Raw genomic sequence first — 23,275 nt, 5'->3', positions numbered from 1 at the left:
AACTCACTGCGCGCTCCTGCGGAGCGCTCCGTTCAAACAGGTGCAGCGAGTCAGAGTTGAAGCGTGCCTGTCCTTCGGCAGGCACGCCCGCCCCTGGCCTGCGCTCCTCGCCGCCCCACAAATCGCCCGCGCCCCAGGCCCCCGGCCACGGCGCGTGGAACCGCTGGGGTGCATCGAAGGGGAAAGCCACCGGATGAGGTCGATTCCCCCACCCGTTCGGGCTGAGCTTGTCGAAGCCGGGGCGCGGCGCTTCGACCCTTCGTCAGGCTCAGGACAGGCCAAGCTCAGCGTGAACGGTGAGGGTTATCGAACGGGTGTGAGGGGCCGGACCACGGATCACGACCGCGGCCGCGACCCAAGCGGCTCAGCGCGCCGCCGCCTCCTCGTGCAGCGCCCGCGCGCAACTGGCCGAGAACAGCAGGATCGCGGCCGTGAAGTAGATCCACATCAGGATCACCACCAGCGAGCCGGCCGCGCCGTAGGCCGAGACGACGGCGGCCGTCGAGAGGTAGATCGCCAGCGCCTGCTTGCCCAGCGTGAACAGCACCGCGCCCACCGCGCCGCCCGCCAGCATGTAGCGCAGGCGCGGCTTGGGGCCGCTGCTCAGCCGCATCAGCCCGGCGAACAGGCCCGTGCAGAAAGCGAAGGAGATCAGCTCGTTGATGGCGCGCAGCAGCGGCTTGAGCGACAGCCACTGGCCGGCCCAGTCGGCGATGAAGTTGATCGCCGTGCTGGCCGCCAGCGACATCAGCAGCAGCAGGCCGAACACCAGGATGTAGCCTAGCCCGCGCAGCCGCAGCGAGGCGGTGTGCCACCACGGCGCCTTGGGCGCCGGCGGGCCGCCCTGGCGCCACAGCCGCTCGAAGGCGGACTGCAGTTCGGCGAACACGCCGGTGGCGCCGGAGATGAGCAGGACGAAGGCCAGCGCCGAGGCGATGATCCCTTCGCGCGGCTGCTGGGCGCTGGTGATCGCCTGCTGCACCGCCTGCGCGCCGCGCTGGCCCACCACGCCGGCGATCTCGCTGACCAGGCGCGTCTCGACGAACGCGCGGTCCAGCCACCAGCCCAGGATGGCGACGATCAGCACCAGCAGGGGGGCCAGGCTCAGGATGCCGTAGAAGGACATCGCCGCGCTCATGCGCAGGCCGTCGGCCTCCTGCCACAGCGTGGCCGCGCGCCACAGCGGCGCCAGCGGCCGCAGGGGGGCGAGCAGCTTGCGGACGAGGGGCGGCAGGGAGGGGGAAGGAGAAGGTGGCGGCGCGGCAGACATGCCCCGACCCTAGCGGCATCGGCCGGCGCTGTCGATCAGCGCGGGCCGCGCGGCCGGAACACCAGGTGCCGCGCCGAGAGATAGTTGACGGCCATGCCGCCCAGGCTGCCCAGCGCCACGCCCAGCAGCGCGGCCCAGGGGCCGTGCGCCAGGTGCAGCGTCAGCGCGTAGATGGCGTAGTTGACCGCCGCGCCGCCCAGCATGGCGCCCAGGTAGGCCAGGTACTCGCGCCACAGCGATGGCGGGCGCGCCGCGGCGAAGGTGTAGCGGCGGTTGAAGAGCCAGGTGACGCTGGCCGCCGCGAGGAAGGAGAGCACCCGCGCCGCGTACCAGCCCAGCCAGGGCGCCAGCGCGTACAGCACGCCGGCGTCGACCACGAAGCCGATCGCGCCGGCCACGGCGAACAGCAGCAGGCGCCGGCGTTCGCCGATGGTGTTCATCTCAATGGCCCAGGGAGTTGCGTATCACCGGCATTGCATGCAACGAAACAGAACCGAAGGCCGCGGAGCAGGCCATGCCAGTGCACCCGCGGAACCGGCTTTGCCGGGCCGCCGGGTGCGCCCCCTTGAGGGGGATTCGACCGGAACGAAGTCCGGGAGAAACGGGGGTGGACTCATTCTCGCTCCAGCACGTACCGCACGCCGGGGATCGCCAGGTAGCGCAGCCGCTTGACCTCGCGCCGGCCCAGCGTCACGGTGCGCAGCACGGCGCCGCAGGCGGCCGAGAGCATGCCGGCCAGCATCATCCCCGTGGCCAGCACCGCGGTGGGCAGGCGCGGCACCAGCCCCGTGTGCAGCCAGGTGAGCACCAGCGGCACCGCCAGCGCCAGCGCCGCCAGCGCCAGCAGCGCGGCGATGGTGCTGAAGAAGGACAGCGGCCGCTCGTTGACGAACAGCCGCGTGATCATCAGCAGGATGCGCCAGCCGTCGCGGTACGTGGAGAGCTTGCTGTCCGAGCCCTCCGGCCGCGACAGGTAGCGCACCGGCAGCTCGGTCCAGGGCATGCGCAGCTCCAGCGCGTGCACGGTCAGTTCGGTCTCGGTCTCGAAGCCCTGCGCCAGCGCCGGGAAGCTCTTGACGTAGCGCCGCGAGAACACGCGCAGGCCCGACAGCATGTCGGTGAAGCCGCCGCCGAACAGCGCCGCCACCGTGCCGGTGAGCAGGCGGTTGCCCAGGCGGTGGCCGGGGCGGTAGGTCTGGACGTCCTGGCGATCGTCCTGGCGCGCGCCCACCACCATGTCGAGGTTGCCGTCCACCAGCAGCGCGATCATCTCGGCCAGGCGCGCCAGGTCATAGGTGGCGTCGCCGTCCACCATCACGTACACGTCGGCCTCCACGTCGGCGAACATGCGGCGAACCACGTTGCCCTTGCCGCGCAGGGCCACGTGCGTCACCTCGGCGCCGGCGGCGCGCGCCACGGCGGCCGTGTCGTCGGTGGAGGCGTTGTCGAAGACGTGGATCTGCACCTGCGGCAGCGCCGCGCGGAAGCTGGCGATCACCTGGCCGATGGCGGCCGCCTCGTTGTAGCAGGGGATGACGGCGGCGATGCGCAGGGCCGCGAGGTCGGGGGCAGCAGCGGTCATGGGGTCGGGCCGGAAGGGGTGGGAAGCACGCGGTACGCCTTCACCGCCCCGCGCACGAACAGGGGCGCGAAGTACCGGGCGAAGCCGGGCTGCGTGTCGACGTAGGGCGCGATGGCCGTGTTGACGACGATCGTACCGAAGCCCTGCGACGCCAGCTTGCGCGCCAGCGCCTCGGGCGGCAGCAGGATGTAGTCGGAAAGCCGGTAGGGCCCGAACACGTCGCCCCAGGCCGGCTGGCCGGCGAAGTAGATGGCGTCGTTCAGGCCGACCTGGTACAGCCGGCCCTGGCCGTGGGCGTGCACGTACCGAAGCACCTCGTAGCCGGGCACGTTGGCGCGCAGGAAGGCCTCGCGCGCCTCGGGCGTGGCGGCGACCATGCGCGCATGCACCACCATGCGTTGCACGCCGACCACTGCCAGCAGCGCCAGCAGCGCGCCGCCGGCGATGCGCGGCACCGGTGCCCGGGCCAGCGCGGGCATCCATCGCCGCACGCCCGCGGCGGCCCACAGGTACAGCTGCCGCCAGCCCATCGCACCCAGCCAGGCCAGCATCGGGAAGGCGGCCATCATGTAGCGCGGGTAGCGCGAGGTGGCGACCCACACCAGCACCGACCAGGCGCCGAAGGCGAAGGCCGCGCGCACGGCCGGGCGCGCCTTCCAGAACACGCACCAGGGCACCAGCAGGGCCGGCCACAGCATCACGTTGGGCAGCGCGGCGTGCACGCGCACGTCGTCCACCTGCTGGCGGTAGTCGGCCGCGTTCCAGTTGGTGAAGCCGAACACCCGCGCGCCGATGGGGTTGAACGGGTCGCCCGTGTGCAGCCAGTTGCGGCCGTACCAGTAGATGCACGGCAGCAGGAACACGGCCAGGCCGGCCAGCAGCACGCCGGGCCGGCGCTCGCGCCAGAGCACGAACACCCCCAGCAGCGGCAGGAAGGTGAGGGCCTGGTACTTGCTGCCCGCCGCCACGCCGAGCAGGAAGGCGGCCAGCATCAGCCGGCGCGGGTCGCGCGCTGCGTCCGCGCGCCAGTCCCACAGCAGCACGCAGGCCGCCAGCACGAACAGCGCCACGCCCATGTCGATCAGCGCATTGGCGTATTCGCCCACCGCCAGCAGGATCACGGCCGCCATGCAGGCGGTGACGCGGTCGGTGTGGCGCAGTGCCAGGCGGTAGATCAGCAGCGCGGCGATCCAGCCGGCCAGCGCGTGCAGCAGGTGCGGGAAGACGTCGCCCATCAGCGGCATCGCGGCCGCGTAGAGCAGGTTGTAGTTGTACGGAAACCAGGGGTAGCGCAGCCAGTCGTACACGCCGATGCGCCCGCTCGCCGCCACCTCGCGCGCCCACGGCAGGTGGTACATCATCTCGTCGAAGGCATGCGGCGGCGACAGCGGCTCCACCAGCGAGACGGCGAAGGCGCCCCAGGCCACGGCCAGCGCGGCGCGGCCGGCCGCCGTCAGCGGCGGCCGGGGCCGGCCGCGCAGCGCACGGCGCAGCGCCGGCACCCGCAGCGCGGCGCCGAGCAGGCCCGCCGCCACCAGCGCGCCCACCGCGGGCGGACGCAGCAGGCCGGCCAGGCCCAGGCCCTGGAAGGCCAGCACGTACAGGCCGAGTCCCAGCGCGGCGGCCAGGGCGGCCTCCAGCCAAGGGTCGTCCAGCGGCGCCACGCGCAGCAGCGCGAGCGCGCAGGCGCCCGCGCCCCAGGCCGCGAACGCGCACACGGCCAGGGCCGCATAGTGCTGCGCGGCGAAACTCATCAACGACACAAAAGGAATGCGGCCCCCGGGCGATGAACGTAGGACAAGGAACGCAGCGCGCGTGGGGCCGCGCCGCTGCAGGCGTTACAGGTTCGGTGCCAGCAGCCGCTGCAGGTCGGCCTCGGCCACCTGCCGGCGCGCGGCCAGGTCGGCCAGCTGGTCGGGCCCGATTCTGCCCACGCTGAAGTACTTTGCCTCGGGATGCCCCAGATAGAACCCGGATACGCTGGCCGCCGGCGTCATCGCCAGGCTCTCGGTCAGGCCCATGCCGATCTCCTCGCACTGCAGCAGCTCGAACAGCGGGCCCTTGACGCTGTGGTCGGGGCAGGCCGGGTAGCCGGGCGCCGGACGGATGCCGCGGTACTGCTCCTTGATGAGCTGCTCCAGGCCGAGCTGCTCGTCGGGCGCGTAGCCCCACAGGTCCATGCGCACGCGCCGGTGCAGCACCTCGGCGAAGGCCTCGGCCAGGCGGTCGGCCAGGGCCTTGAACATGATGGCGGAGTAGTCGTCCAGGTCGTCGAGGAAGTACTTCTCCTTCTTCTCGGCGCCGATGCCGGCCGTGACGGCGAAGGCGCCCACGTAGTCCGCGATGCCCGCGTCGCGCGGCGCGACGAAGTCGGCGAGGCAGCGGTTGGGGCGCATCACGCCGTTCACCTCCTGCTTCTCGGTCTGCTGGCGCATGCCGTACCAGGTCAGCACCTTGCGTTCGCGGCCCTCGTCGGCGTAGAGCACGATGTCGTCGTCGTGCTCGGTGTTGGCCGGCCAGAAGCCCACCACGCCGTTGGCGGTGAGCCAGCGGCCCTCGATCAGCCGCTGCAGCATGCGCTTGCCGTCGGAGAAGACGCGCTGCGCCTCGCTGCCCACGATCTCGTCCTTGAGGATCTGCGGGAAGGGCCCCGCCAGGTCCCAGGTCTGGAAGAAGGGGCCCCAGTCGATGGCGGCGGCCAGCTCCGACAGGTCGTAGTTGCGGAAGATGCGGCGGCCGGTGAACTTCGGCCGGGTCGGCTGGTAGCCGCGCCAGTCGACCGGCGTTTTGTTGGCGCGCGCCTTCGCCAGCGGCCACAGCGGCACCTGCTTGCGGTTGGCGTGCTGGTGGCGCACGCGCTCGTAGTCGGCGTTGACCTCGGCGATGTACTGCGCCGCCTGCTCCGAGAGCAGGTTCTGCGCCACGCCCACGCTGCGCGAGGCGTCGGGCACGTAGACCACCGGGCCCTCGTAGTGCGGCGCGATCTTCACCGCGGTGTGCACGCGGCTGGTGGTGGCGCCGCCGATCAGGAGCGGGATCTTCCGGATGCGGAAGTGCTCGTCCTTCTGCATCTCGCCGGCCACGTACTGCATCTCTTCCAGGCTGGGCGTGATCAGGCCCGACAGGCCGACGATGTCCGCGCCCTCGATCCTTGCCCGGGCCAGGATCTCGTGGCACGGGACCATCACGCCCATGTTCACCACCTCGAAGTTGTTGCACTGGAGCACGACGGTGACGATGTTCTTGCCGATGTCGTGCACGTCGCCCTTGACGGTGGCGATGACGATCTTGCCCTTGCTGCGCACGTCACGGCCGGCCGCCTCGTCGCGCTTCTTCTCTTCCTCGATGTAGGGGATCAGGTGCGCCACCGCCTGCTTCATCACGCGGGCCGACTTCACCACCTGCGGCAGGAACATCTTGCCGGCGCCGAACAGGTCGCCGACCACGTTCATGCCGTCCATCAGCGGCCCCTCGATCACGTGCAGCGGACGGCCGCCCCGGGCGACGATCTCGCGGTAGGCCTCCTCCGTGTCCTCGACGATGAAGTCGGTGATGCCGTGCACCAGCGCATGCGACAGGCGCTGCGCCACCGGCACCGGCTGCTCCGGGGTGCCGCGCCATTCGAGCTTGCGGCTCTCGTCCCTGGCGGCGCCCTTGGCGCTCTCGGCGATCTCCACCAGGCGCTCGCCGGCGTCGGGGCGGCGGTTGAGGACCACGTCCTCCACCCGCTCGCGAAGCTGCGGCTCCACCTCGTCGTACACGCCCACCATGCCGGCGTTGACGATGCCCATGTCCATGCCCGCGCGGATGGCGTGGTAGAGGAAGACCGTGTGGATCGCCTCGCGCACCGGGTCGTTGCCGCGGAAGGAGAAGCTCACGTTGCTGACGCCGCCCGACACCTTCGCGCCCGGCAGGTTCTGCTTGATCCAGCGCGTGGCCTCGATGAAGTCCACCGCGTAGTTGTTGTGTTCCTCGATGCCGGTGGCGATGGCGAAGATGTTGGGGTCGAAGATGATGTCCTCGGGCGGGAAGCCCACCTCGTCGACCAGCACGCGGTAGGCCCGCTCGCAGATCTCGATCTTGCGCTGGTAGGTGTCGGCCTGGCCCACTTCGTCGAAGGCCATCACCACCGCCGCCGCGCCGTAGCGCCGCACCAGCCGCGCCTCGTGCTTGAACTTCTCGATGCCCTCCTTCATGGAGATCGAGTTGACGATGCCCTTGCCCTGGATGCAGCGCAGCCCGGCCTCGATCACCTCCCACTTGGAGGAGTCCACCATGATCGGCACGCGGGCGATGTCGGGCTCGGAGGCGATCAGGTTCAGGAAGCGCACCATGGCCGCCTTGCTGTCGAGCATGGCCTCGTCCATGTTCACGTCGATCACCTGGGCGCCGTTCTCCACCTGCTGGCGCGCCACGGCCAGCGCCTCCTCGAAGCGGCCGTTCAGGATCATCCGCGCGAAGGCCTTGGAGCCGGTGACGTTGGTGCGCTCGCCGATGTTGACGAACAGGCTGCCCTCGCCGAGCGTGACCGGCTCCAGGCCGGACAGCTTCATCGGGGCGACGGGGGGCGTGGGAATCGACATGGGCTCACCTGCGGATGGCATGGACAGGCGAGCGTCGTTGCGCGGAAGAGGCCCCCAAGCCTGACAGCCGGCGGCTGCTGCAACGCTCCTTGGGGAAGGGGCGGATTTTATGCCGTCCGCCTCACCCCGCAGCGCGGCCAGGGCACTTGAGAAGCGGCGCCGCCCGTTCGTCCTTCCTCCCGTGCGGCAGGACGCCGCCGCGCCCGCCACCACAAGGAGCCCCCATGACGGACATCCGCTGGAATCTACTGACCGAACGCTCGTTCGCGCCGCAGCGCTACCGGATCGGGCTGGTGGTGCGCGGCATGGCGCGGCCCGGCGCCGCGCCGCCCAGCGAAGGCCATGCCGACTGCGTGCTGTCCTCGGGGGAGCCGATCGGCTTTTTTGCCGAAACTGGCATCCCGGTGTCCGGCAGCCGCGGTTCGGAAACGGCCACCCTGGGCGTGCGCGCACTCAGCGCCACGCTGGCGGGCACGGTCTGGGGCTATCGCGAACTGATGGTCCACCGGCGCCCCTACGTCGACCGCGCCGCCGCCGCGGCGACCGGCGCGGTGTCGACCCTGCTCGCGATCGAGGTCTCGGAACGCGAGTGCCGGCAGTTCGAGCGCGCCTGGTCCTCGATGCGGGTCGATCCCGGCATGTTCGGCATCGTCGGCCTCAACTGCGCCACGCATGCGGGCTATGCCTTCGCGGCGGCGGGGCTGCTGACCCGCGCCGATTCCGGGGGACGGCACGCCGCGACCTCGGACATGGATGGCCTGGACACGCCGACCCAGCTCTTTCACCAGCTCGTGCGGGGCCCCGCCAACGAGCGCTGCGAGGTCTACACCGGCTTTTTCGGCTTTCAGCCCGCCTCGGGCTGGGGGTACCGCGTGTCCTTCGATCCGCGCTGAGGCTGCGCCGCCTGCGCTGCCGCCGGCAGGCCGAAGATGCCGTCGAAGGCCCAGTTGAAGGCGAAGGTGTAGACCAGGAAGAACAGCATCAGCCCCGCCTCCATCACCAGTGCCTGCAGCAGGCTCACGTCCAGCCACCAGGCGAAGACCGGGATCAGGATCAGCCCCAGCCCGCCCTCGAAGCCCAGCGCATGCGCCACGCGCCGGCGCAGGCTGCGCCCGCGCACCGCCTGGCGCGCTTCCCACCACTCGAAGGCGGTGTTGAACACGAGGTTCCACACCAGCGCGATGGCCGAGGCCATGGCGGAGGCGACGCCCGCCTTCATGAGGCCGCTGTCGGAAGTGAGCGCCAACCCGGCGCTGGCGCACACGATGGCGATGCCCTCGTAGAGGGTGACGTAGACGATCTTTCGCTGAATGCCTTGCATGGACGGCACTTTATGTCTTGAATGCTGATATAAAAAGTCATCTTCTTTCAGATAAATTGATAGAAATGGCCTTCACCAGCGAGAACGTGGCGGTCTTCCTGGCGGTGCTCGACAGCGGCTCCTTCTCGGCCGCGGCGCGCGCCCTGGGCCGGGTGCCCTCGGCCGTGAGCATGGCGATCGCGCACCTGGAGGCGGAACTGGACCTGCCGCTGTTCGACCGCTCGGGCCGCGAGCCGCAGCCCACCGCGGCGGCGCGCGCGCTGGAGCCGCAGGCGCGCCTGCTGGCCGGCCAGTTGGCGCAACTGGAGGCGCAGGCCCTCTCGCTCACCCGGGGCCTGGAGAGCCGGCTGACGCTGGCCATCGCCCCCGAACTGCTGGGCGCCGCCTGGACCGGCGCCGTCGCCCGGCTGGTGCGGGATTTCCCGCTGCTGGACGTGGAGGTGCTGGCCGCGCCGCAGGCCGACGCGCTGGCGCTGCTGCACAGCGGCCGCGCCCAGCTCGCGCTGGTCTTCGAGCGGCCCGGCCAGGACGGCCGGGAGGGCTTTCAGGAGGTCGGCAGCGAGACGCTGGTGGCCGTGGTGGCGCCGGGCCATCCGCTGCTGCAGGAGGCCGGCGGGCAGGGCGGCGGCCTGGGCGAGGCGCACCTGGGGCGCACGCGGCAGATCGTGGTGGCCGGGCGCGACGCCGGCGTGGCCGACCCGCGCCTGCTGTTCGCGCGGCAGCGCTGGCTCACCGACAGCCCCGAGGCCGCCTGCAGCCTGCTCGAGGCCGGCCTGGGCTGGGGCTGGCTGCCGCGCAGTGTGGTGCGCCCCCAGCTGGCCGCGGGCACGCTGCGCGAGCTGCCGCTGGCCGGCCTGACCAACGCGCTCACGCTGTGGGTGGACGTGGTCTGGTCCAAGGAGCGGCCGATGGGCCTGGGCGCCGCCCGCTTCCTGGCGCTGATGCGCGAGGCCAACGGCTGAGCGCCGCGTCCCGGCGCCGCCTCAGGGCCGGTCACCCAGGGGCGTGTTCTGGCCGGCCGAGGGCGTCGCCGAACCGCGTGGGGCGGGCATCGGCCGGGGCGGCGGCATCGGCCGGCCGGCGCCCGGGGGTGGGCCGTTCCACTGCGGCGGGCGCGGGCCGGGCCCGGGGCGGCTTCCCGGACCCTCGGGGCGGCCGGGCCGGCCCGGGCGGCTTTCCCAGCCGGGCGGGCGCGCCGCCGGCGGCGCCACGCCGGGCCGGTGCGGCCGATCGGGCGGCCGCCAGCCGGGGCGCGGCCGGTCGGGGCCCTGCCAGCCGGGCCGGGGCGGCGGCCCGCCTGGCGGGTGCCAGCCCGGGCGGGGCGGGCGGGGGTGCCAGCCGATGGGCGGCGGCGGGGCGGGGCGCCATCCCGGCATCGGCGGCGGGGGCGGGCGGTGCCCCCACCAGCGCGGCTCGCGGAACCAGGGCCGGTTGCGGTAGTGGTCGCTCCAGTAGCTGCCGAGGGTGAAGCCGATGATCGGAACGCCGATCATCGCCCCGTAGCTCACCAGCGGCACCACGTCGCTGCCCCAGGCGTAGTCGAGCCGGCTGGCCACCACCCATCCGCGCAGGCCGTCGGGCAGCACCACGTCGCACCAGGCATAGCCGGTGGTGCAGCCGATGACGTTCAGCGGCTGGCCGGCGGCCAGCTGGACGACCACCGGGTAGTCGGTGCCCGGCCCGGCGCGCAGGTTCAGCACGCCGCGCGTGTAGGCCTCCTGCGCCGAGGCGGCCATCGGCAGGGCCAGCGTCAGCGCCAGGGCGCCGGCCGCCAGCCAGCGCAGGGAACGGGGGGGCGGTTTCGATTCGGGCATCGCGGCCTCCTTGTGTGCGGATGAACCTGATCCACGGTAGAGCCCCGCGGCGCGTTGTCAATCGGTGGGCGCCACCTGGAGGGGAGGGCGCGGCGGCCCTGCGCGGTTCAGGCAGCCTCGCGGTAGAAGGGCCCGGCCGCCACCGCCCGCGCCCGCATCGGCGCCACTGCCGCGCCGATGGCGGCGATGTGGTCGGGCGTGGTGCCGCAGCAGCCGCCGACGATGTTGACCAGCCCCTCGGCTGCGAACTCGTGCAGCAGCCGCGCCGTGACGTCCGGCGTCTCGTCGAAGCCGGTGTCGCTCATCGGGTTGGGCAGGCCGGCGTTGGGGTAGCAGCTCACGAAGGTCTCGGGCGCCGCGCGGTTCAGCTCCTGGATGTAGGGCCGCATCAGGGCCGCGCCCAGCGCGCAGTTCAGGCCGATGGCCAGCGGCCGTGCGTGGCGCACGCTGTGCCAGAAGGCGGTGACGGTCTGGCCCGAGAGGATGCGGCCGGAGGCGTCGGTCACCGTTCCGCTGATGATGATGGGCAGGCACTCGCCGGTGGCCTCGAACACCTCGTCGATGGCGAACAGGGCGGCCTTGGCGTTGAGGGTGTCGAAGATGGTCTCGACCAGCAGCACGTCGGCGCCGCCCTCGATCAGCGCGGCGGTCTGCTGGTGGTAGGCGGCGCGCAGCTGCTCGAAGTCGACGTTGCGGGCGCCGGGGTCGTTCACGTCGGGGCTGATGCTGGCCGTCTTGGGCGTGGGGCCGAGGGCGCCGGCGACGAAGCGCGGCCTGTCGGGCGTGGAGAACTTGTCGCAGGCCTCGCGCGCCAGGCGGGCCGAGGCGAGGTTCATCTCGCGCGCCAGGTGCGCCATTTCGTAGTCTTCCTGCGCGATGGTGGTGGCGCCGAAAGTGTTGGTCTCGACCAGGTCCGCCCCGGCGGCCAGGTAGCCTTCGTGGATGTCGCGGATGACGTCGGGGCGCGTCAGCGAGAGCAGTTCGTTGTTGCCCTTCACATCCTTGGGGGCATCCCGGAAGCGTTCGCCGCGGTATTGTTCCTCGGAAAGACGCAGCCGCTGGATCATGGTGCCCATGGCGCCGTCCAGGATGGCGATGCGTTCGGCGAGAATACCGGGCAGCTCACGGGCGCGGGTGTAGGCGGGCAGGCTCATGGCGGCGATTGTAGGAATCGCCCCTTGCGCGGGCCGGCACGGCATCCCGGCGGCCCTGCCGTGTGGCGGGCTGTCCGGCCGGCGCTTGACGGGTGTCATGAAGCCGTCGGGCGGCATCGGTTAGTGTCGGCACACCGCCGGCCACCCCGCTTCCCTTACTTTTTCATCGTTCGTGTGCGCCCCGTGCGCGCCGCCCTGGTTGCCATGTCCGAATCCTCCCTCACGGAGGGGCCGCTTCCCCTGCCCCCCGAAGCCCCGCTGCCGCACCGCAAGATCATCCGCGGCTGGCTGCTGCCGCTGGTGCAGCGCACCACCCTGCAGCCGATCGCGCTGCTGGCGCTGGACTACGTGTTCTTCTTCGCGCTGCTGGCCGCCGCCGTGCTGCTGCAGCCGTGGTGGGCGCGCCTCGCGGCCGGCCTGGCCTGCGGCTTCGTCATCGGGCGCCTGTTCATCATCGGCCACGACGCCTGCCACCAGAGCCTGACGCCGCACCGGCGCCTGAACAGGTGGCTGGGCCGCATCGCCTTCCTGCCCTCGCTCACGCCCTACAGCCTGTGGGACATGGGCCACAACACGGTTCACCACGGCTTCACCAACCTCAAGGGCGTGGACTTCGTCTGGGCGCCCCTGACGCAGACCGAGTACGAGGCGCTGCCGCCGGCGCGCCGCTTCATGGAGCGCCTGTACCGCAGCGGCTGGGCGCCCGGCGTGTACTACATGGTCGAGATCTGGTGGCGCCGCATGATCGCGCGCGACAAGTCGGCCAACGCCGAGCGGCCCGTGTTCTCGCGCGACTGCGCGCTGGTGCTGTCCTTCGCCGCGCTGTGGCTGGCGGCGCTGGTGGCGGTGAGCTTCGCCACCGGCCGCGCGCTGCTGCCGATGCTGGGCTTCGCCTTCGTGCTGCCGGTGCTGTTCTGGTTCGCGATGATCGGCTTCGTGGTGTACGTGCACCACACGCACGTCAAGGTCTCGTGGCACGACGACCGCGCGGCCTGGCAGCGCGCGCAGCCCTTCGTCTCCACCACCGTGCACCTGACCTTCCCGTGGCGCATCGGCTCGCTGATGCACCACATCATGGAGCACACGGCGCACCACGTGGACATGAGCATCCCGCTGTACAAGCTCAAGGCCGCGCAGGCCCGTATCGAGGAACTGCTGCCCGGGCGCATCGTGGTGCAGCGCTTCTCGTGGCGCTGGTACTTCGACACCGCGCGCCGCTGCAAGCTGTACGACTTCACGCAGCGCTGCTGGACCGACTTCAAGGGCCGCGCGACCAGCGAGCCGGCGCCGGTGCCGGCGGCCGCGCTCTGAGGCGCAAGGGCGCTCACCCACATCCAATCCAACCGTTCGGGCTGAGCCTGTCGAAGCGCCGCAACCCGGCTTCGACAGGCTCAGCCCGAACGGTTTTTATGGAGTCAGCGGCAAAGTGCAATCGGCCTGCAGCGCCGGCCGGGCGGGCGTTTCAGCCAAACGCGCAACAAACGAGACGATCCGACCTCAACGCGGCATCGGCTGGCCGCGGGCCCAGCCCGGCCGCATCGGGAACAGCGGCTCGCCCGGGCCGCCGCGCGGTGCCACGTAGATCACCGTGCCGCCGCCGTAGCCATAGCCGTAGTGTTCGTAGCCCACCACGCCGACGCCCGGCTGCGGCACGCCGCGCCAGGGCAGCGGCGTGTCCGTGCGGTGGTCCAGGTCCTCTTCCTCCCCGGCCTGCGCCGTGCGGTCTTCGGGCAGGTCCTGCAGCCGGCCTTCCGCCACCCAGCCGCGCATGCCGCCGGCCAGCACCACCTCGCACCACGGCGCGTCCTGGACGCAGCCGAGCACCTGCGCACGCTGCGCCGCGCCCAGCCGCTGCACCACGGCGGCGCGGGCGGAAGGCTCGGCCCGCAGCACGCTGCGGGGCAGCACCAGGGCCTCGTCCTCGCCGGCCTGGGCCGCGGCCGGCAGGCAGAGCAGGGCCGCGAGCAGCGGCAGCAGCGGACGAATGGCGGACATGGCGTTCCCTCCTCCTGGCAGAAGCGGGTGAGTTTGGCACAGGGCCGCGCTAGCATCGCCCGCTGCACCCGCCGTCCATGCCGACCACCCCCTCCGATCCTTCCCCCACGCTGCAGCCCGGCCTGATGGTGCTGCACGGCAACCGGCCGGAGGACCTGCGTCGGCTGCTCGTCGCGTGGATGCAGCGCCACCCGCTCGCGCCGCTGGAGAACGAGGTGGTGCTGGTGCAGAGCAACGGCATCGCCCAGTGGCTCAAGCTGGCGCTGGCGGCCGAGCCGGCCGAGGGGGGCCTGGGCATCGCCGCCGCGCTGGACGTGCAACTGCCGGCGCAGTTCCTGTGGCGCGCCTACCGCGCCGTGCTGGGCCGCGATGCGGTACCCGAGCGCTCGCCGCTGGACGAGGCGCCGCTGGCCTGGCGCCTGATGCGCCTGCTGCCGGCTTTGCGCGACACGCCGGGTTTCGAGCCGCTGGCACGTTTCCTGGCCCAGGATGCCGACCTCCGCAAGCGTCACCAGCTCGCCCTGCGCCTGGCCGACCTGTTCGACCAGTACCAGGTCTACCGCGCCGACTGGCTCGACGACTGGGCCGCGGGGCATGACCGGTTGGCCTCGCTGCGCCACGGCACCCGTACGCTGCCCGACGATCAGCGCTGGCAGGCCCTGCTGTGGCGCGCCGTGCTTCAGGACGCCGGCCCCGAGGCGGCGGCCGAAAGCCGCGCCGGCGTGCACCAGCGCTTCATCGCCGCGCTGGCCGCGCTGCCCGAAGGCGCCCCCGCCCCGCGCGGCCTGCCGCGCCGCGTCACCGTGTTCGGCATCTCCGCGCTGCCCGCGCAGACCCTGGCCGCGCTGCACGCCCTCGCGCGCTTCGCGCAGGTGATGCTGTTCGTGCACAACCCCTGCCGCCACCACTGGACCGACATCGTGGCCGACCAGGACCTGCTGCGCGGCGCCTACCGCCGCCAGGCGCGCCGGCCCGGCATGCCCGCGGTGCTCGACCCCGAGGCGCTGCACCAGCACGCCCATCCGCTGCTGGCCGCCTGGGGCAAGCAGGGCCGCGACCACCTGCACCTGGTCGACGGCATCGACGAGCCCGAGCGCTACCGCGCCGCATGGTCCGGCATCGGCAGCGGGCGCATCGACCTCTTCAGCGATGACGGCGCGCCGCCGCACAGCCTGCTGCGCCAGCTGCAGGACGACATCCTCGAACTGCGCCCGCTGGCTGAGTCGCGCGCCCTCTGGCCGGCCGTCGATCCCGCGCAGGACCGCTCGCTGCGCTTCCATGCCGCGCATTCGGCGCAGCGCGAGGTCGAGGTCCTGCACGACCAGCTGCTGGCCCGCTTCGACGCCGACCCCACGCTGCAGCCGCGCGACGTGATCGTGATGCTGCCCGACGTGGACGCCTACGCGCCGCACATCGAGGCCGTGTTCGGCCGCGTGCCGCGCGGCGACCCGCGCCACATCCCCTTCGCCGTCGCCGACCAGGGCCGCCGCGGGCGCGAGCCGCTCCTGATCGCGCTGGAACAACTGCTCCAGCTCCCCGACAGCCGTTTCGCCGCCAGCGACGTGCTCGATCTGCTCGACGTGCAGGCCCTGCGCGCGCGCTTCGGCCTGGCCGACGAGGCGCTGCCGCAACTCAAGCGCTGGATCGAAGGCGCCGGCGTGCGCTGGGGCCTGGATGCCGCGCAGCGCGCCGCGCACGGCCTGGAAGCCGCCGGCGAGGCCAACAGCTGGCGTTTCGGCCTCGACCGCATGCTGCTCGGCTTCGCCGTCGGCGAGGGCGCCCCCTTCGACGGCATCGCGCCCTACGACGAAGTGGGCGGCCTCGACGCCGCCGCCCTCGGGCCGCTGGCCGCCCTGTTGCGCGCCCTGCGCGAGACCCTGGACACGCTGGCCGAGCCCGCCATGCCGGCGCAGTGGGCCGAGCGCCTGCGCGCCCTGCTGCAACGCTTCTTCGCGCCGCAGGCGCCGCGCGACCAGCTGCGCGTGCAGGAGCTGCTGCACGCCCTCGAACGCTGGCTCGAAGACTGCGCCGGCGCCACCTTCGACGAGGCCCTGCCGCTGGCCGTGGTGCGCGAAAGCTGGCTCGCCCTGGCCGAGCCGCATGGCCTGCAGCAGCGCTTCATGACCGGTGGCGTCAGCTTCTGCACGCTGATGCCGATGCGCGCCATCCCCTTCCGGGTGGTGTGCCTGCTGGGCATGAACGACGGCGACTTCCCGCGCCCCGCCGTGCGCGCCGACTTCGACCTGATGCAGGGCGACTGGCGCCCCGGCGACCGCTCGCGCCGCGACGACGACCGCTACCTGCTGCTGGAGGCGCTGCTGTCGGCGCGCGAGCAGCTCTACATCAGCTGGGTCGGCCGCGACGTGCGCGACAACAGCCACCGCGCGCCCAGCGTGCTCGTCGGCCAGTTGCGCGACCACCTGGCGGCCGGCTGGCGATTGGCGAATCCTGCGGGCCATGAAGACGATGCCGGCGCGCTGCTGCCGGCCCTGACCACCGAGCACCCGCTGCAGCCCTTCAGCCCGCGCTACTTCGCCGCCGATGCGCCGGCGGCGCCGGCGCTCGACGGCCTGTACAGCTACGGCGCCGAGTGGCAGGCCGCGCACGGCGCCGCTGCACCGCAGGCGGCCGAAGGGCCCCTGCCGCCCTGGCAGCCCGACGAGCCGCTCGCGCTGCGCGAACTCGAAGCCTTCATCGCCCAGCCCATCGAGGCCTTCTTCGCCGAGCGACTGCGCGTGCGCTTCGACGACGAGGCCGAGGCGGCGCTGGACGACGAACTCTTCGCCGTCGACGGCCTGCAGAACTGGCAGCTGGAGCAGGCGCTGCGCGGCGCGCTGCAGCCGTGGTGCGATGCGCAGCCGTCGACGGCCGCGGCACGTGCGGGCTTGCACGAAGCACTCACGGTGCAGGCCGGGCAGTTGCAGCGAGAGGGCCGCCTGCCGATGCGCGCCTTCGGTGAGCTGGCCGCAGCCGGGCTGCAGCAGCGCGTGGCGCGCACGCTGGGCCACTACCTCGATGCGTGCGAGCAGTGGCCCGTGGCGGAGGAGCACCCCATCGCGCTGCGCTGGCACGACGCCGGCAGCGGCATCGCGCTGGAAGACACCCTCCCGCCGCGCCGCCTGCCCGCCGCCGGCCACGACGCGCCGCCCGCGCGCGTGCTGCTCGCCAACGGCCGCTTGCACAAGGGCAAGGACTTCGCCTGGCACCACGTCGTGCGTCACTGGCCTGCGCACATCGCCCTGCAGATCGCTGCGGGGCCGACGCGCACGGTGCTCGCCAGCGAGTCGGGCGTGCTGGCGCTGAAGGAGCTGGACCGCACCGACGCCGAATCCGAACTGTCCGCGTTGATGCAAGCCTGGGCCGCGGGCATGCGCCAGCCGCTGCCCGTGGCCTGCCGCACGGCCTTCGCCGACCTGGGCGGCAAGGACGCCGCGGCCGAGTACGACGGCGCCTGGAACCGCGACGGCGAAGCGCGCCGGCCGGCGCTGGCGCGCGCGTACCCCTCCTTTGCGGACCTGTCCGCTGCCACCACGCCCGACGGACGCGGCTTCACCGCGTGGCGCGACCGGCTCTACGCGCCGCTGTGGCGCGCCTTGGGCAGCCCGCGCCAGGGCGCGGAGGACAAGGCATGACCGGCCCGCAGCCGCTGGACCCGCTGCGCTTCCCGCTGCACGGCGCGCGCCTGATCGAGGCGAGCGCCGGCACCGGCAAGACCTGGACCATCGCGCTGCTCTACCTGCGCCTGGTGCTGGGCCACGGCGAGCCGGGCACCGCCTTCGCGCGGCCGCTCACGCCGCCCGAGATCCTGGTCGTGACCTTCACCGAGGCCGCCACGCAGGAGCTGCGCGAGCGCATCCGCGCCCGGCTCGCCGAAGCGGCGCGCGTGTTCGCCGGCGAGGCCGCGCCGCAGCCCGGCGACGTGCTGGCCGCGCTGCAGGGCGGCTACCCGCCCGACCAGTGGCCCGCCTGCGCGCACCGCCTGCGCACCGCCGCGCAGTGGATGGACGAGGCCGCCGTCCACACCATCCACGGCTGGGCCTGGCGCATGCTGCGCGAGCACGCGATGGGCAGCGGCAGCCTTTTCGCGCAGACGCTGCAGACCGACCTGCAGGACCTGCAGCAGCGCGTGCTGCACGACCACTGGCGTCGGCACTACTACCCGCTGGATGCGGCGGCCGCGCGCGCGCTGCTGCAATGCTTCGCCTCGCCCGAGGCGCTGTGGCAGGCCGCCAAGCCGCTGCTCGGGCGGGACGACGCGCGCCTGCACCTGAAGGGCGAGGCGCTCGACGCGGCGCACGACGTGATGCAGGAACTGCGCGCGCTCGGCGAGGCCATGGCGCGGGCCGACGAAAGCGAAGCCGCCGCCCGCGCGCTCTGGCGCGAGGACCGCGCCGCGCTGGAATCGCTGTGGCGCGACCAGCTTCGTCCGCACCTCAACGGCAACAGCTACCGTGGCAAGGACGACGACACCGTCTTCGACGGCTGGCTGGCCGCGCTCGGCGACTGGTGCGAAGGCGCGGAGGCGCCGAAGAACATCGAGCGCTTCGGCTGCGCGGGCCTCAAGCTCAAGAAGGGCCAGCCGGTGCCCGAGCATGCCGCCATGGCTGCGATCGACGCCTGGCTGGACACGGCCGGCGCCGCGCAGCCCGATGACCTGCGCGCCCGCCTGGCCGCCCACGCCGCCGCCGAGCTGCGCAGCGCCCTGGCGGCTGAGAAGCAGCGCCGTGCCGAACTGGGCTTCGACGACCTGCTGCTGCAGCTAGATCGCGCATTGCGCGGCGAAGGCGGCGACGCGCTGGCCGCGCACATCCGCGCGCAGTTCCCCATCGCGCTGATCGACGAGTTCCAGGACACCGACCCGGTGCAGTACCGCATCTTCCGCCGCATCTACGGCGACGCCGGCGCGGAAGATGCCGGGCTGATCCTGATCGGCGACCCCAAGCAGGCGATCTACGCCTTCCGCGGCGCGGACATCCGCACCTACCTGCGTGCCCGCGCCGACACGGCCCCGGCGCACTACGCGCTGGGCACCAACCACCGCTCGACCGAGGCGGCGGTGTGCGCCGTCAACCACGTGTTCGGCCGCGCGCAGCAGCACGAACGCGGCGCCTTCCGCTTCGCGCGGGACGGCGACGACCCGGTGCCCTTCCTGCCCGTGCAGGCCCGCGGCCGGCCCGAGGCGCTGTGGCTGGACGGCGCGCCCGCGCCGGCGATGACGCTGTGGTCGCAGGCGCCCGCGGAGGGCAGGGCCTTCGTCGGCCTGGGCGAGTACCGTGCCCACATGGCCGAGGCCTTCGCCTCCGAGGTGGTGCGCTGGCTCGGCGGCGACAGCGGATTCCGGCACGAGGACGGCGGCTGGCAGCCGCTGCGCCCGGCCGACATCGCCGTGCTGGTGCGCAGCGGCACCGAGGCCGACGCCATCCGCGGCGCGCTCGCCGTGCGCGGCCTGCGCAGCGTCTACCTGTCCGACCGCGCCTCGGTCTTCGCCACGCCCGAGGCGCAGGACCTGCAGCACTGGCTGCGCGCCGCCGCCGACCCCGGCGACGAGGCGCTGCTGCGCACCGCGCTGGCCACCCGCACGCTGGGCCTGCCGCTGGCCGAGCTGGCGCGGCTGCAGGAGGACGAGCTGGGCTGGGAGGCGATCGCGCTGCGCTGGCGCGGCCTGCACGAGCTGTGGCAGCGCCACGGCGTGCTGCCGATGCTGCACGAGCTGCTGCACGCCCACGGCCTGCCCGCGCGCTGGCTGGCGCAGGAGGGCGGCGAGCGGCGCCTGACCAACGTGCTGCACCTGGCCGAGTGGCTGCAGCGCCGCGCCGGCGAACTCGACGGCCCGCAGGCGCTGCTGCGCGCCTTCGCCGAGCGCGTGGCCAGACCCGAGGGCGAGGAGGACATCCTGCGCCTGGAAAGCGACGACGCGCTCATCAAGGTCGTGACCATCCACAAGTCCAAGGGCCTCGAATACCCGCTGGTGCTGCTGCCCTTCATCGCCGCCTGGCGCGACGCGAAGAAGGACAGCACTCGCGCCGTCGGCTTCCACGACGAGGCGCTGGACGCGCCCGTGCTCGAACTCGACGGCGCGCACGACGAGGCGCACCGCCGCGCCGAAGAGGAACGCCTGGCCGAGGACATGCGCCTGCTCTACGTGGCGCTGACCCGCGCGCGCCATGCGCTGTGGCTGGGCGTGGCGCCGCTGGCCACCGGCAGCGCACGCAAGGTCGAGCTGCACAAGGGCGCGCTCGGACAGGTGCTCGGCGCCGGCGCGCCGGTCGACAGCCTGGAGGCGTACCACGAGGGCCTGGATGCCTTGGCCGCCGGCTGCCCCGACATCGCCGTGCGGCCCGTGCCCGCGCCACAGGACGTGCGGTGGCAGCCGCCGCCCGCGCCGGCCCTCGGCCCCGCGCGCGTGCCGCTGCGCCAGGGCCACGCGCCGTGGTGGATCGCCAGCTACTCGGCGCTGGTGCAGCAGCTCGGCGCCGAGGTCGCGCCCTCGGTGTCTGCCGACGAGGAGGGTGCCGAGCCCGAGGACGCACGGCAGGACCAGGCGCTGGAGGAGGCCGCGGCCGCTTCGCCATCCGTTCAGGCGGCGCCGGTCCAGCCGGCCGCCGGCACCTGGCACGCCTTCCCCAAGGGCTCCGAGCCCGGCAGCTTCCTGCACGGCCTGCTGGAGTGGTGCGCGCAGCAGGGCTTCGCCCGCGTGCTGAAGACGCCGCAGGCGCTGCGCGACCTGGTCGCGCGCCGCTGCGCCGTGCGCGGCTGGGAGGCCTGGATCGACCCGCTGTGCGACTGGCTGCCGCGCTGGCTGGCGCTGCCGATGCCGCTGCCGGGCGCGGCGCCGGCCACGCTCGCGGGGCTGGCGCAGTACCAGACCGAGATGGAGTTCTGGGTGCCGGTGCAGCGCGCCGACGCGCGCCGCATCGACGCGCTGGTCACGCGCCATACCCTCGGCGCCGCGCCGCGCCCGGCCCTGCCCGGCACGCGGCTGGCCGGCATGCTCAAGGGCTTCATGGACCTGGTGTTCGAGCACGAGGGCCGCTGGTGGGTGGCCGACTACAAGTCCAACTGGCTGGGGCCGGATGCCGCCGCCTACGACGACGCGGCGATGCGCGAGGCGCTGCTGGCGCACCGCTACGACGTGCAGTACGTGCTCTACGTGTTCGCGCTGCACCGCCTGCTGCGCGCGCGGCTGCACGGCTACGACTACGAGCGGCACATGGGCGGCGCGGTGTACCTCTTTCTGCGCGGCGCCGATGCCGGAACGCGCGGCGTGTTCGCCGAGCGGCCGCCGCGCGAATTGATCGAGTCGCTGGATGCGCTCTTCGGCGCGGAGGCTGTCGCATGACCCGCCGTGCCGCACCGCCCGCGCCCGCGATGCCGGATCTGTTCGACGCCGACCCGGCCGCGGCGGCCGCCGATGCGCGCCGGGCGGACCTGCTGTCGGATCTCGATCACTGGGTCGCGCAAGGCTGGCTGCGCGAGCTGGACCGCAGCTTCGCCCTGTTCCTGCTGTCGCGCGAGGCGGCCGCGCCGCCCGAGGTGCTGCTGGCCGCTGCGCTCGCCAGCCACCAGCTCGGCCGCGGCCACGTCTGCCTCGACCTGTCCGCGACGCTGGACGACAGCCGCGCCAGCCTGTCGCTGCCGCCCGAGCAGGCCGCCGGCGCCGCGCCGCGCGGCCTGGACCGCTGGCTGCGCCCGCTGACCCTCGCCGGCTGGCAGGGCGCGCTGCGCGGCAGCTGCCTGTGCGGCGCGAGCGAGGGCGACACGCCCCTGGTACTGCAAGGCCCGCGCCTGTACCTGCGGCGCTACTGGCGCTACGAGCAGGAGGTGCGCGCGCGCATCGAGGCGCGCCTCGCCCCCGCACCCGTCGCGCCGGCCGAGCGCATCCGCCCCGTGCTCGACCGGCTGTTCGACGACGCCGCAGCGCCGGCCGGGCCGAACTGGCAGAAGCTTGCCTGCGCCCTCGCGCTGCGCCAGCGCTTCGCCATCGTCACCGGCGGCCCCGGCACCGGCAAGACCACCACCGTGGTGCGCCTGCTGGCCCTGCTGCAGTCGATGGCGCGCGAACACGGCGGCGCCGCGCTGCGCATCAGGCTGGCCGCGCCGACCGGCAAGGCCGCCGCGCGCCTGACCGAATCCATCCGCGGCGCGCTCGACCGCCTGCCCTGGGCGCAACTGGCATCGCCGCGCGACGACGTGCCCGACCAGGCCACCACCCTGCACCGCCTGCTCGGCAGCCGTCCCGACAGCCGGCGCTTCCGCCACCACGCCGGCCACCCGCTGCCGCTGGACGTGCTGGTGGTGGACGAGGCCTCGATGGTCGACCTGGAGATGATGGCCGCGCTGCTGGCCGCCCTGCCGCCCGCGGCGCGCCTGGTGCTGCTCGGCGACAAGGACCAGCTCGCCTCCGTCGAGGCCGGCGCCGTGCTGGGCGAGCTGTGCCGCCGCGCCGAAGGCGGCCACTACGACGCGGCCACCGCGCAATGGCTGGCCGACGCCGCCGGCCAGCGCCCGCCGCCCGCGCTGTGCGATGCCGCCGGCCGCCCGATGGACCAGGCCATCGCCATGCTGCGCGTGAGCCACCGCTTCGGCGTCGACAGCGGCATCGGGCAGCTCGCCGCCGCGGTGAACGAGGGCCGCGCCGAGGCGGCGCAGGCGCTGCTGCGCGAAGGCCGCGGCGACCTGCGTGTCTGCGCCCTCCAGGCCGCGCCCGCCAGGCTGGCCCAGGATGCAGCGCTGCGCGCCCTGGTCCTGGCCGACGAGGACGCCGGCCCGGTGGGCCCGGCCCACGCCCTGCGCCTGATGCAGGCCACCCGCCCCGCGCCCGACGTGCCGCGCGCCGACTGGGACGCCTGGGCCGCGCGTGTGCTGCGGGCGATGGGCCGCTTCCAGCTGCTCGCCGCGCTGCGCGAGGGGCCGTGGGGCGTCGCCGGCCTCAACGCCACCGTGGCGGAGATCCTGCGCGAGGCCGGCTGGCTGCAGGGCACGCAGGGCTGGTTCCCCGGCCGGCCGGTGCTCGTCACCCGCAACGACCATGCGCTCGGCCTGATGAACGGCGACGTCGGCCTGGTGCTGGAGCTGCCCGCCCGCTTCGATGATGACGGCCACCCCGACCCAGCGGCCGGCCTGGCGCGCCGCGTCGCCTTCCCCGCGGCCGACGGCAGCGGCGGCGTGCGCTGGGTGCTGCCGGCGCGCCTCGCGGCCGTCGAGACCGTCTTCGCCATGACCGTCCACAAGTCGCAGGGCTCCGAGTTCGAGCACTGCGCCCTGGTGCTGCCCGACGCCGCCAGCCCCGTGCTCACGCGCGAACTGGTCTACACCGGCATCACGCGGGCCAGGACCTGGTTCACCCTCGCCGCGCCCGCCGCCGCCGGCGATCGGGTGCTGCGCGAGGCGATCGGGCGGCGCGTGCTGCGGGCGAGCGGGCTGATGGCGGACCTAGGCTGAAAGCGGAGTGCTGACGTCGTGTGCTGTGGCAGGATGCCGCCCGGCAGTCAGTGAGTGTGGTTCGGAGTACGGCCGAGACCGCTGCAATGCGCTTGCCATCATCGTTTCAGTTCAG

Annotated in this window: 15 protein-coding genes and 1 riboswitch; of the genes, 6 read left to right on the top strand and 9 right to left on the bottom strand. The window is 73.3% G+C overall.

The window, feature by feature from the left end:
• Positions 1 to 364: 364 nt before the first annotated feature.
• The 5 genes from Q392_RS29490 to metH form a co-directional block, all read right to left on the bottom strand.
• Positions 365 to 1,270, bottom strand: coding sequence for a YihY/virulence factor BrkB family protein (locus tag Q392_RS29490; protein WP_038217761.1), 906 nt, complete (start codon positions 1,268 to 1,270; stop codon positions 365 to 367).
• A gap of 35 nt (positions 1,271 to 1,305) precedes the next feature.
• Positions 1,306 to 1,710, bottom strand: coding sequence for a GtrA family protein (locus Q392_RS29485; RefSeq protein ID WP_038217744.1), 405 nt, complete (start codon positions 1,708 to 1,710; stop codon positions 1,306 to 1,308).
• Positions 1,711 to 1,883: 173 nt separating this feature from the next.
• The gene (locus Q392_RS29480) at positions 1,884 to 2,852 is read right to left on the bottom strand and encodes a glycosyltransferase family 2 protein (protein WP_038217741.1); all 969 of its coding nucleotides are present in this window, start codon (positions 2,850 to 2,852) and stop codon (positions 1,884 to 1,886) included.
• A complete protein-coding gene (locus tag Q392_RS29475; RefSeq protein WP_038217738.1) occupies positions 2,849 to 4,606 on the bottom strand; it encodes a glycosyltransferase family 39 protein in 1,758 nt (585 codons plus the stop codon). The genes Q392_RS29480 and Q392_RS29475 overlap by 4 nt, the downstream gene beginning before the upstream one ends.
• An 84-nt stretch (positions 4,607 to 4,690) precedes the next feature.
• A complete protein-coding gene (metH, locus tag Q392_RS29470; RefSeq protein WP_084217489.1) occupies positions 4,691 to 7,435 on the bottom strand; it encodes a methionine synthase in 2,745 nt (914 codons plus the stop codon).
• A 22-nt stretch (positions 7,436 to 7,457) separates the two neighbouring features.
• A riboswitch (S-adenosyl-L-homocysteine riboswitch) is annotated at positions 7,458 to 7,532 on the bottom strand.
• Positions 7,533 to 7,659: 127 nt separating this feature from the next.
• On the opposite strand from metH, the gene Q392_RS29465 reads away from it, so the two are divergent.
• Positions 7,660 to 8,328, top strand: a complete 669-nt coding sequence (locus Q392_RS29465; protein WP_038217735.1) for a hypothetical protein — start codon at positions 7,660 to 7,662, stop codon at positions 8,326 to 8,328.
• Here the strand turns inward: Q392_RS29465 and Q392_RS29460 are convergent.
• Complete coding sequence (locus tag Q392_RS29460) at positions 8,280 to 8,756, bottom strand: PACE efflux transporter (RefSeq protein WP_051954086.1); 477 nt, start codon at positions 8,754 to 8,756, stop codon at positions 8,280 to 8,282. The two genes, Q392_RS29465 and Q392_RS29460, sit on opposite strands and share 49 nt — an antisense overlap.
• 65 nt (positions 8,757 to 8,821) lie before the next feature.
• Here Q392_RS29460 and Q392_RS29455 point away from each other — a divergent pair, with 65 nt between their 5' ends.
• Positions 8,822 to 9,718: a LysR family transcriptional regulator gene (locus tag Q392_RS29455; protein ID WP_038217731.1), complete on the top strand. Its 897-nt coding sequence runs from the start codon at positions 8,822 to 8,824 to the stop codon at positions 9,716 to 9,718.
• A 21-nt stretch (positions 9,719 to 9,739) separates the two neighbouring features.
• Here the strand turns inward: Q392_RS29455 and Q392_RS29450 are convergent, their stop codons facing one another.
• Positions 9,740 to 10,570, bottom strand: coding sequence for an SH3 domain-containing protein (locus Q392_RS29450; RefSeq protein WP_051954085.1), 831 nt, complete (start codon positions 10,568 to 10,570; stop codon positions 9,740 to 9,742).
• A 107-nt stretch (positions 10,571 to 10,677) separates the two neighbouring features.
• Positions 10,678 to 11,724: a homocysteine S-methyltransferase family protein gene (locus Q392_RS29445; RefSeq protein ID WP_038217728.1), complete on the bottom strand. Its 1,047-nt coding sequence runs from the start codon at positions 11,722 to 11,724 to the stop codon at positions 10,678 to 10,680.
• Between the two features lie 204 nt (positions 11,725 to 11,928).
• Between Q392_RS29445 and Q392_RS29440 the strand changes: the two genes are divergently transcribed.
• Positions 11,929 to 13,035: a fatty acid desaturase gene (locus Q392_RS29440; protein WP_038218094.1), complete on the top strand. Its 1,107-nt coding sequence runs from the start codon at positions 11,929 to 11,931 to the stop codon at positions 13,033 to 13,035.
• A 186-nt stretch (positions 13,036 to 13,221) separates the two neighbouring features.
• Here the strand turns inward: Q392_RS29440 and Q392_RS29435 are convergent, their stop codons facing one another.
• Entirely contained in the window at positions 13,222 to 13,719 is a 498-nt protein-coding gene (locus Q392_RS29435) for an SH3 domain-containing protein (RefSeq protein WP_038217724.1), read from the bottom strand.
• 77 nt (positions 13,720 to 13,796) lie between these two features.
• Here Q392_RS29435 and recC point away from each other — a divergent pair, with 77 nt between their 5' ends.
• The 3 genes from recC to recD are packed head-to-tail and all read left to right on the top strand — an operon-like array spanning position 13,797 to position 23,160.
• Positions 13,797 to 17,351 carry an exodeoxyribonuclease V subunit gamma gene (gene recC, locus Q392_RS29430; RefSeq protein ID WP_038217721.1) on the top strand — a complete coding sequence of 1,185 codons (3,555 nt, stop codon included), beginning with the start codon at positions 13,797 to 13,799 and terminating at the stop codon, positions 17,349 to 17,351.
• A complete protein-coding gene (gene recB / locus Q392_RS29425; protein WP_038217720.1) occupies positions 17,348 to 21,058 on the top strand; it encodes an exodeoxyribonuclease V subunit beta in 3,711 nt (1,236 codons plus the stop codon). Before recC ends, recB begins: the two co-directional genes overlap by 4 nt.
• Positions 21,055 to 23,160: an exodeoxyribonuclease V subunit alpha gene (gene recD / locus Q392_RS29420; protein ID WP_084217488.1), complete on the top strand. Its 2,106-nt coding sequence runs from the start codon at positions 21,055 to 21,057 to the stop codon at positions 23,158 to 23,160. The genes recB and recD overlap by 4 nt, the downstream gene beginning before the upstream one ends.
• The last annotated feature ends 115 nt before the right edge of the window (positions 23,161 to 23,275 follow it).

Source organism: Xenophilus azovorans DSM 13620, assembly GCF_000745855.1.
Lineage (GTDB): Bacteria > Pseudomonadota > Gammaproteobacteria > Burkholderiales > Burkholderiaceae_C > Xenophilus > Xenophilus azovorans.
This window is presented reverse-complemented; position numbering and strand designations above follow the sequence as displayed.

Excerpts from the sequence above, each read along its gene's own strand:
- Q392_RS29490 (WP_038217761.1), bottom strand. The coding sequence starts at position 1,270 with ATGTCTGCCGCGCCGCCACCTTCTCCTTCCCCCTCCCTGCCGCCCCTC.
- Q392_RS29485 (WP_038217744.1), bottom strand. The coding sequence starts at position 1,710 with ATGAACACCATCGGCGAACGCCGGCGCCTGCTGCTGTTCGCCGTGGCC.
- Q392_RS29480 (WP_038217741.1), bottom strand. The coding sequence starts at position 2,852 with ATGACCGCTGCTGCCCCCGACCTCGCGGCCCTGCGCATCGCCGCCGTC.
- Q392_RS29475 (WP_038217738.1), bottom strand. The coding sequence starts at position 4,606 with ATGAGTTTCGCCGCGCAGCACTATGCGGCCCTGGCCGTGTGCGCGTTC.
- metH (WP_084217489.1), bottom strand. The coding sequence starts at position 7,435 with ATGTCGATTCCCACGCCCCCCGTCGCCCCGATGAAGCTGTCCGGCCTG.
- Q392_RS29465 (WP_038217735.1), top strand. The coding sequence starts at position 7,660 with ATGACGGACATCCGCTGGAATCTACTGACCGAACGCTCGTTCGCGCCG.
- Q392_RS29460 (WP_051954086.1), bottom strand. The coding sequence starts at position 8,756 with ATGCAAGGCATTCAGCGAAAGATCGTCTACGTCACCCTCTACGAGGGC.
- Q392_RS29455 (WP_038217731.1), top strand. The coding sequence starts at position 8,822 with ATGGCCTTCACCAGCGAGAACGTGGCGGTCTTCCTGGCGGTGCTCGAC.
- Q392_RS29450 (WP_051954085.1), bottom strand. The coding sequence starts at position 10,570 with ATGCCCGAATCGAAACCGCCCCCCCGTTCCCTGCGCTGGCTGGCGGCC.
- Q392_RS29445 (WP_038217728.1), bottom strand. The coding sequence starts at position 11,724 with ATGAGCCTGCCCGCCTACACCCGCGCCCGTGAGCTGCCCGGTATTCTC.
- Q392_RS29440 (WP_038218094.1), top strand. The coding sequence starts at position 11,929 with ATGTCCGAATCCTCCCTCACGGAGGGGCCGCTTCCCCTGCCCCCCGAA.
- Q392_RS29435 (WP_038217724.1), bottom strand. The coding sequence starts at position 13,719 with ATGTCCGCCATTCGTCCGCTGCTGCCGCTGCTCGCGGCCCTGCTCTGC.
- recC (WP_038217721.1), top strand. The coding sequence starts at position 13,797 with ATGCCGACCACCCCCTCCGATCCTTCCCCCACGCTGCAGCCCGGCCTG.
- recB (WP_038217720.1), top strand. The coding sequence starts at position 17,348 with ATGACCGGCCCGCAGCCGCTGGACCCGCTGCGCTTCCCGCTGCACGGC.
- recD (WP_084217488.1), top strand. The coding sequence starts at position 21,055 with ATGACCCGCCGTGCCGCACCGCCCGCGCCCGCGATGCCGGATCTGTTC.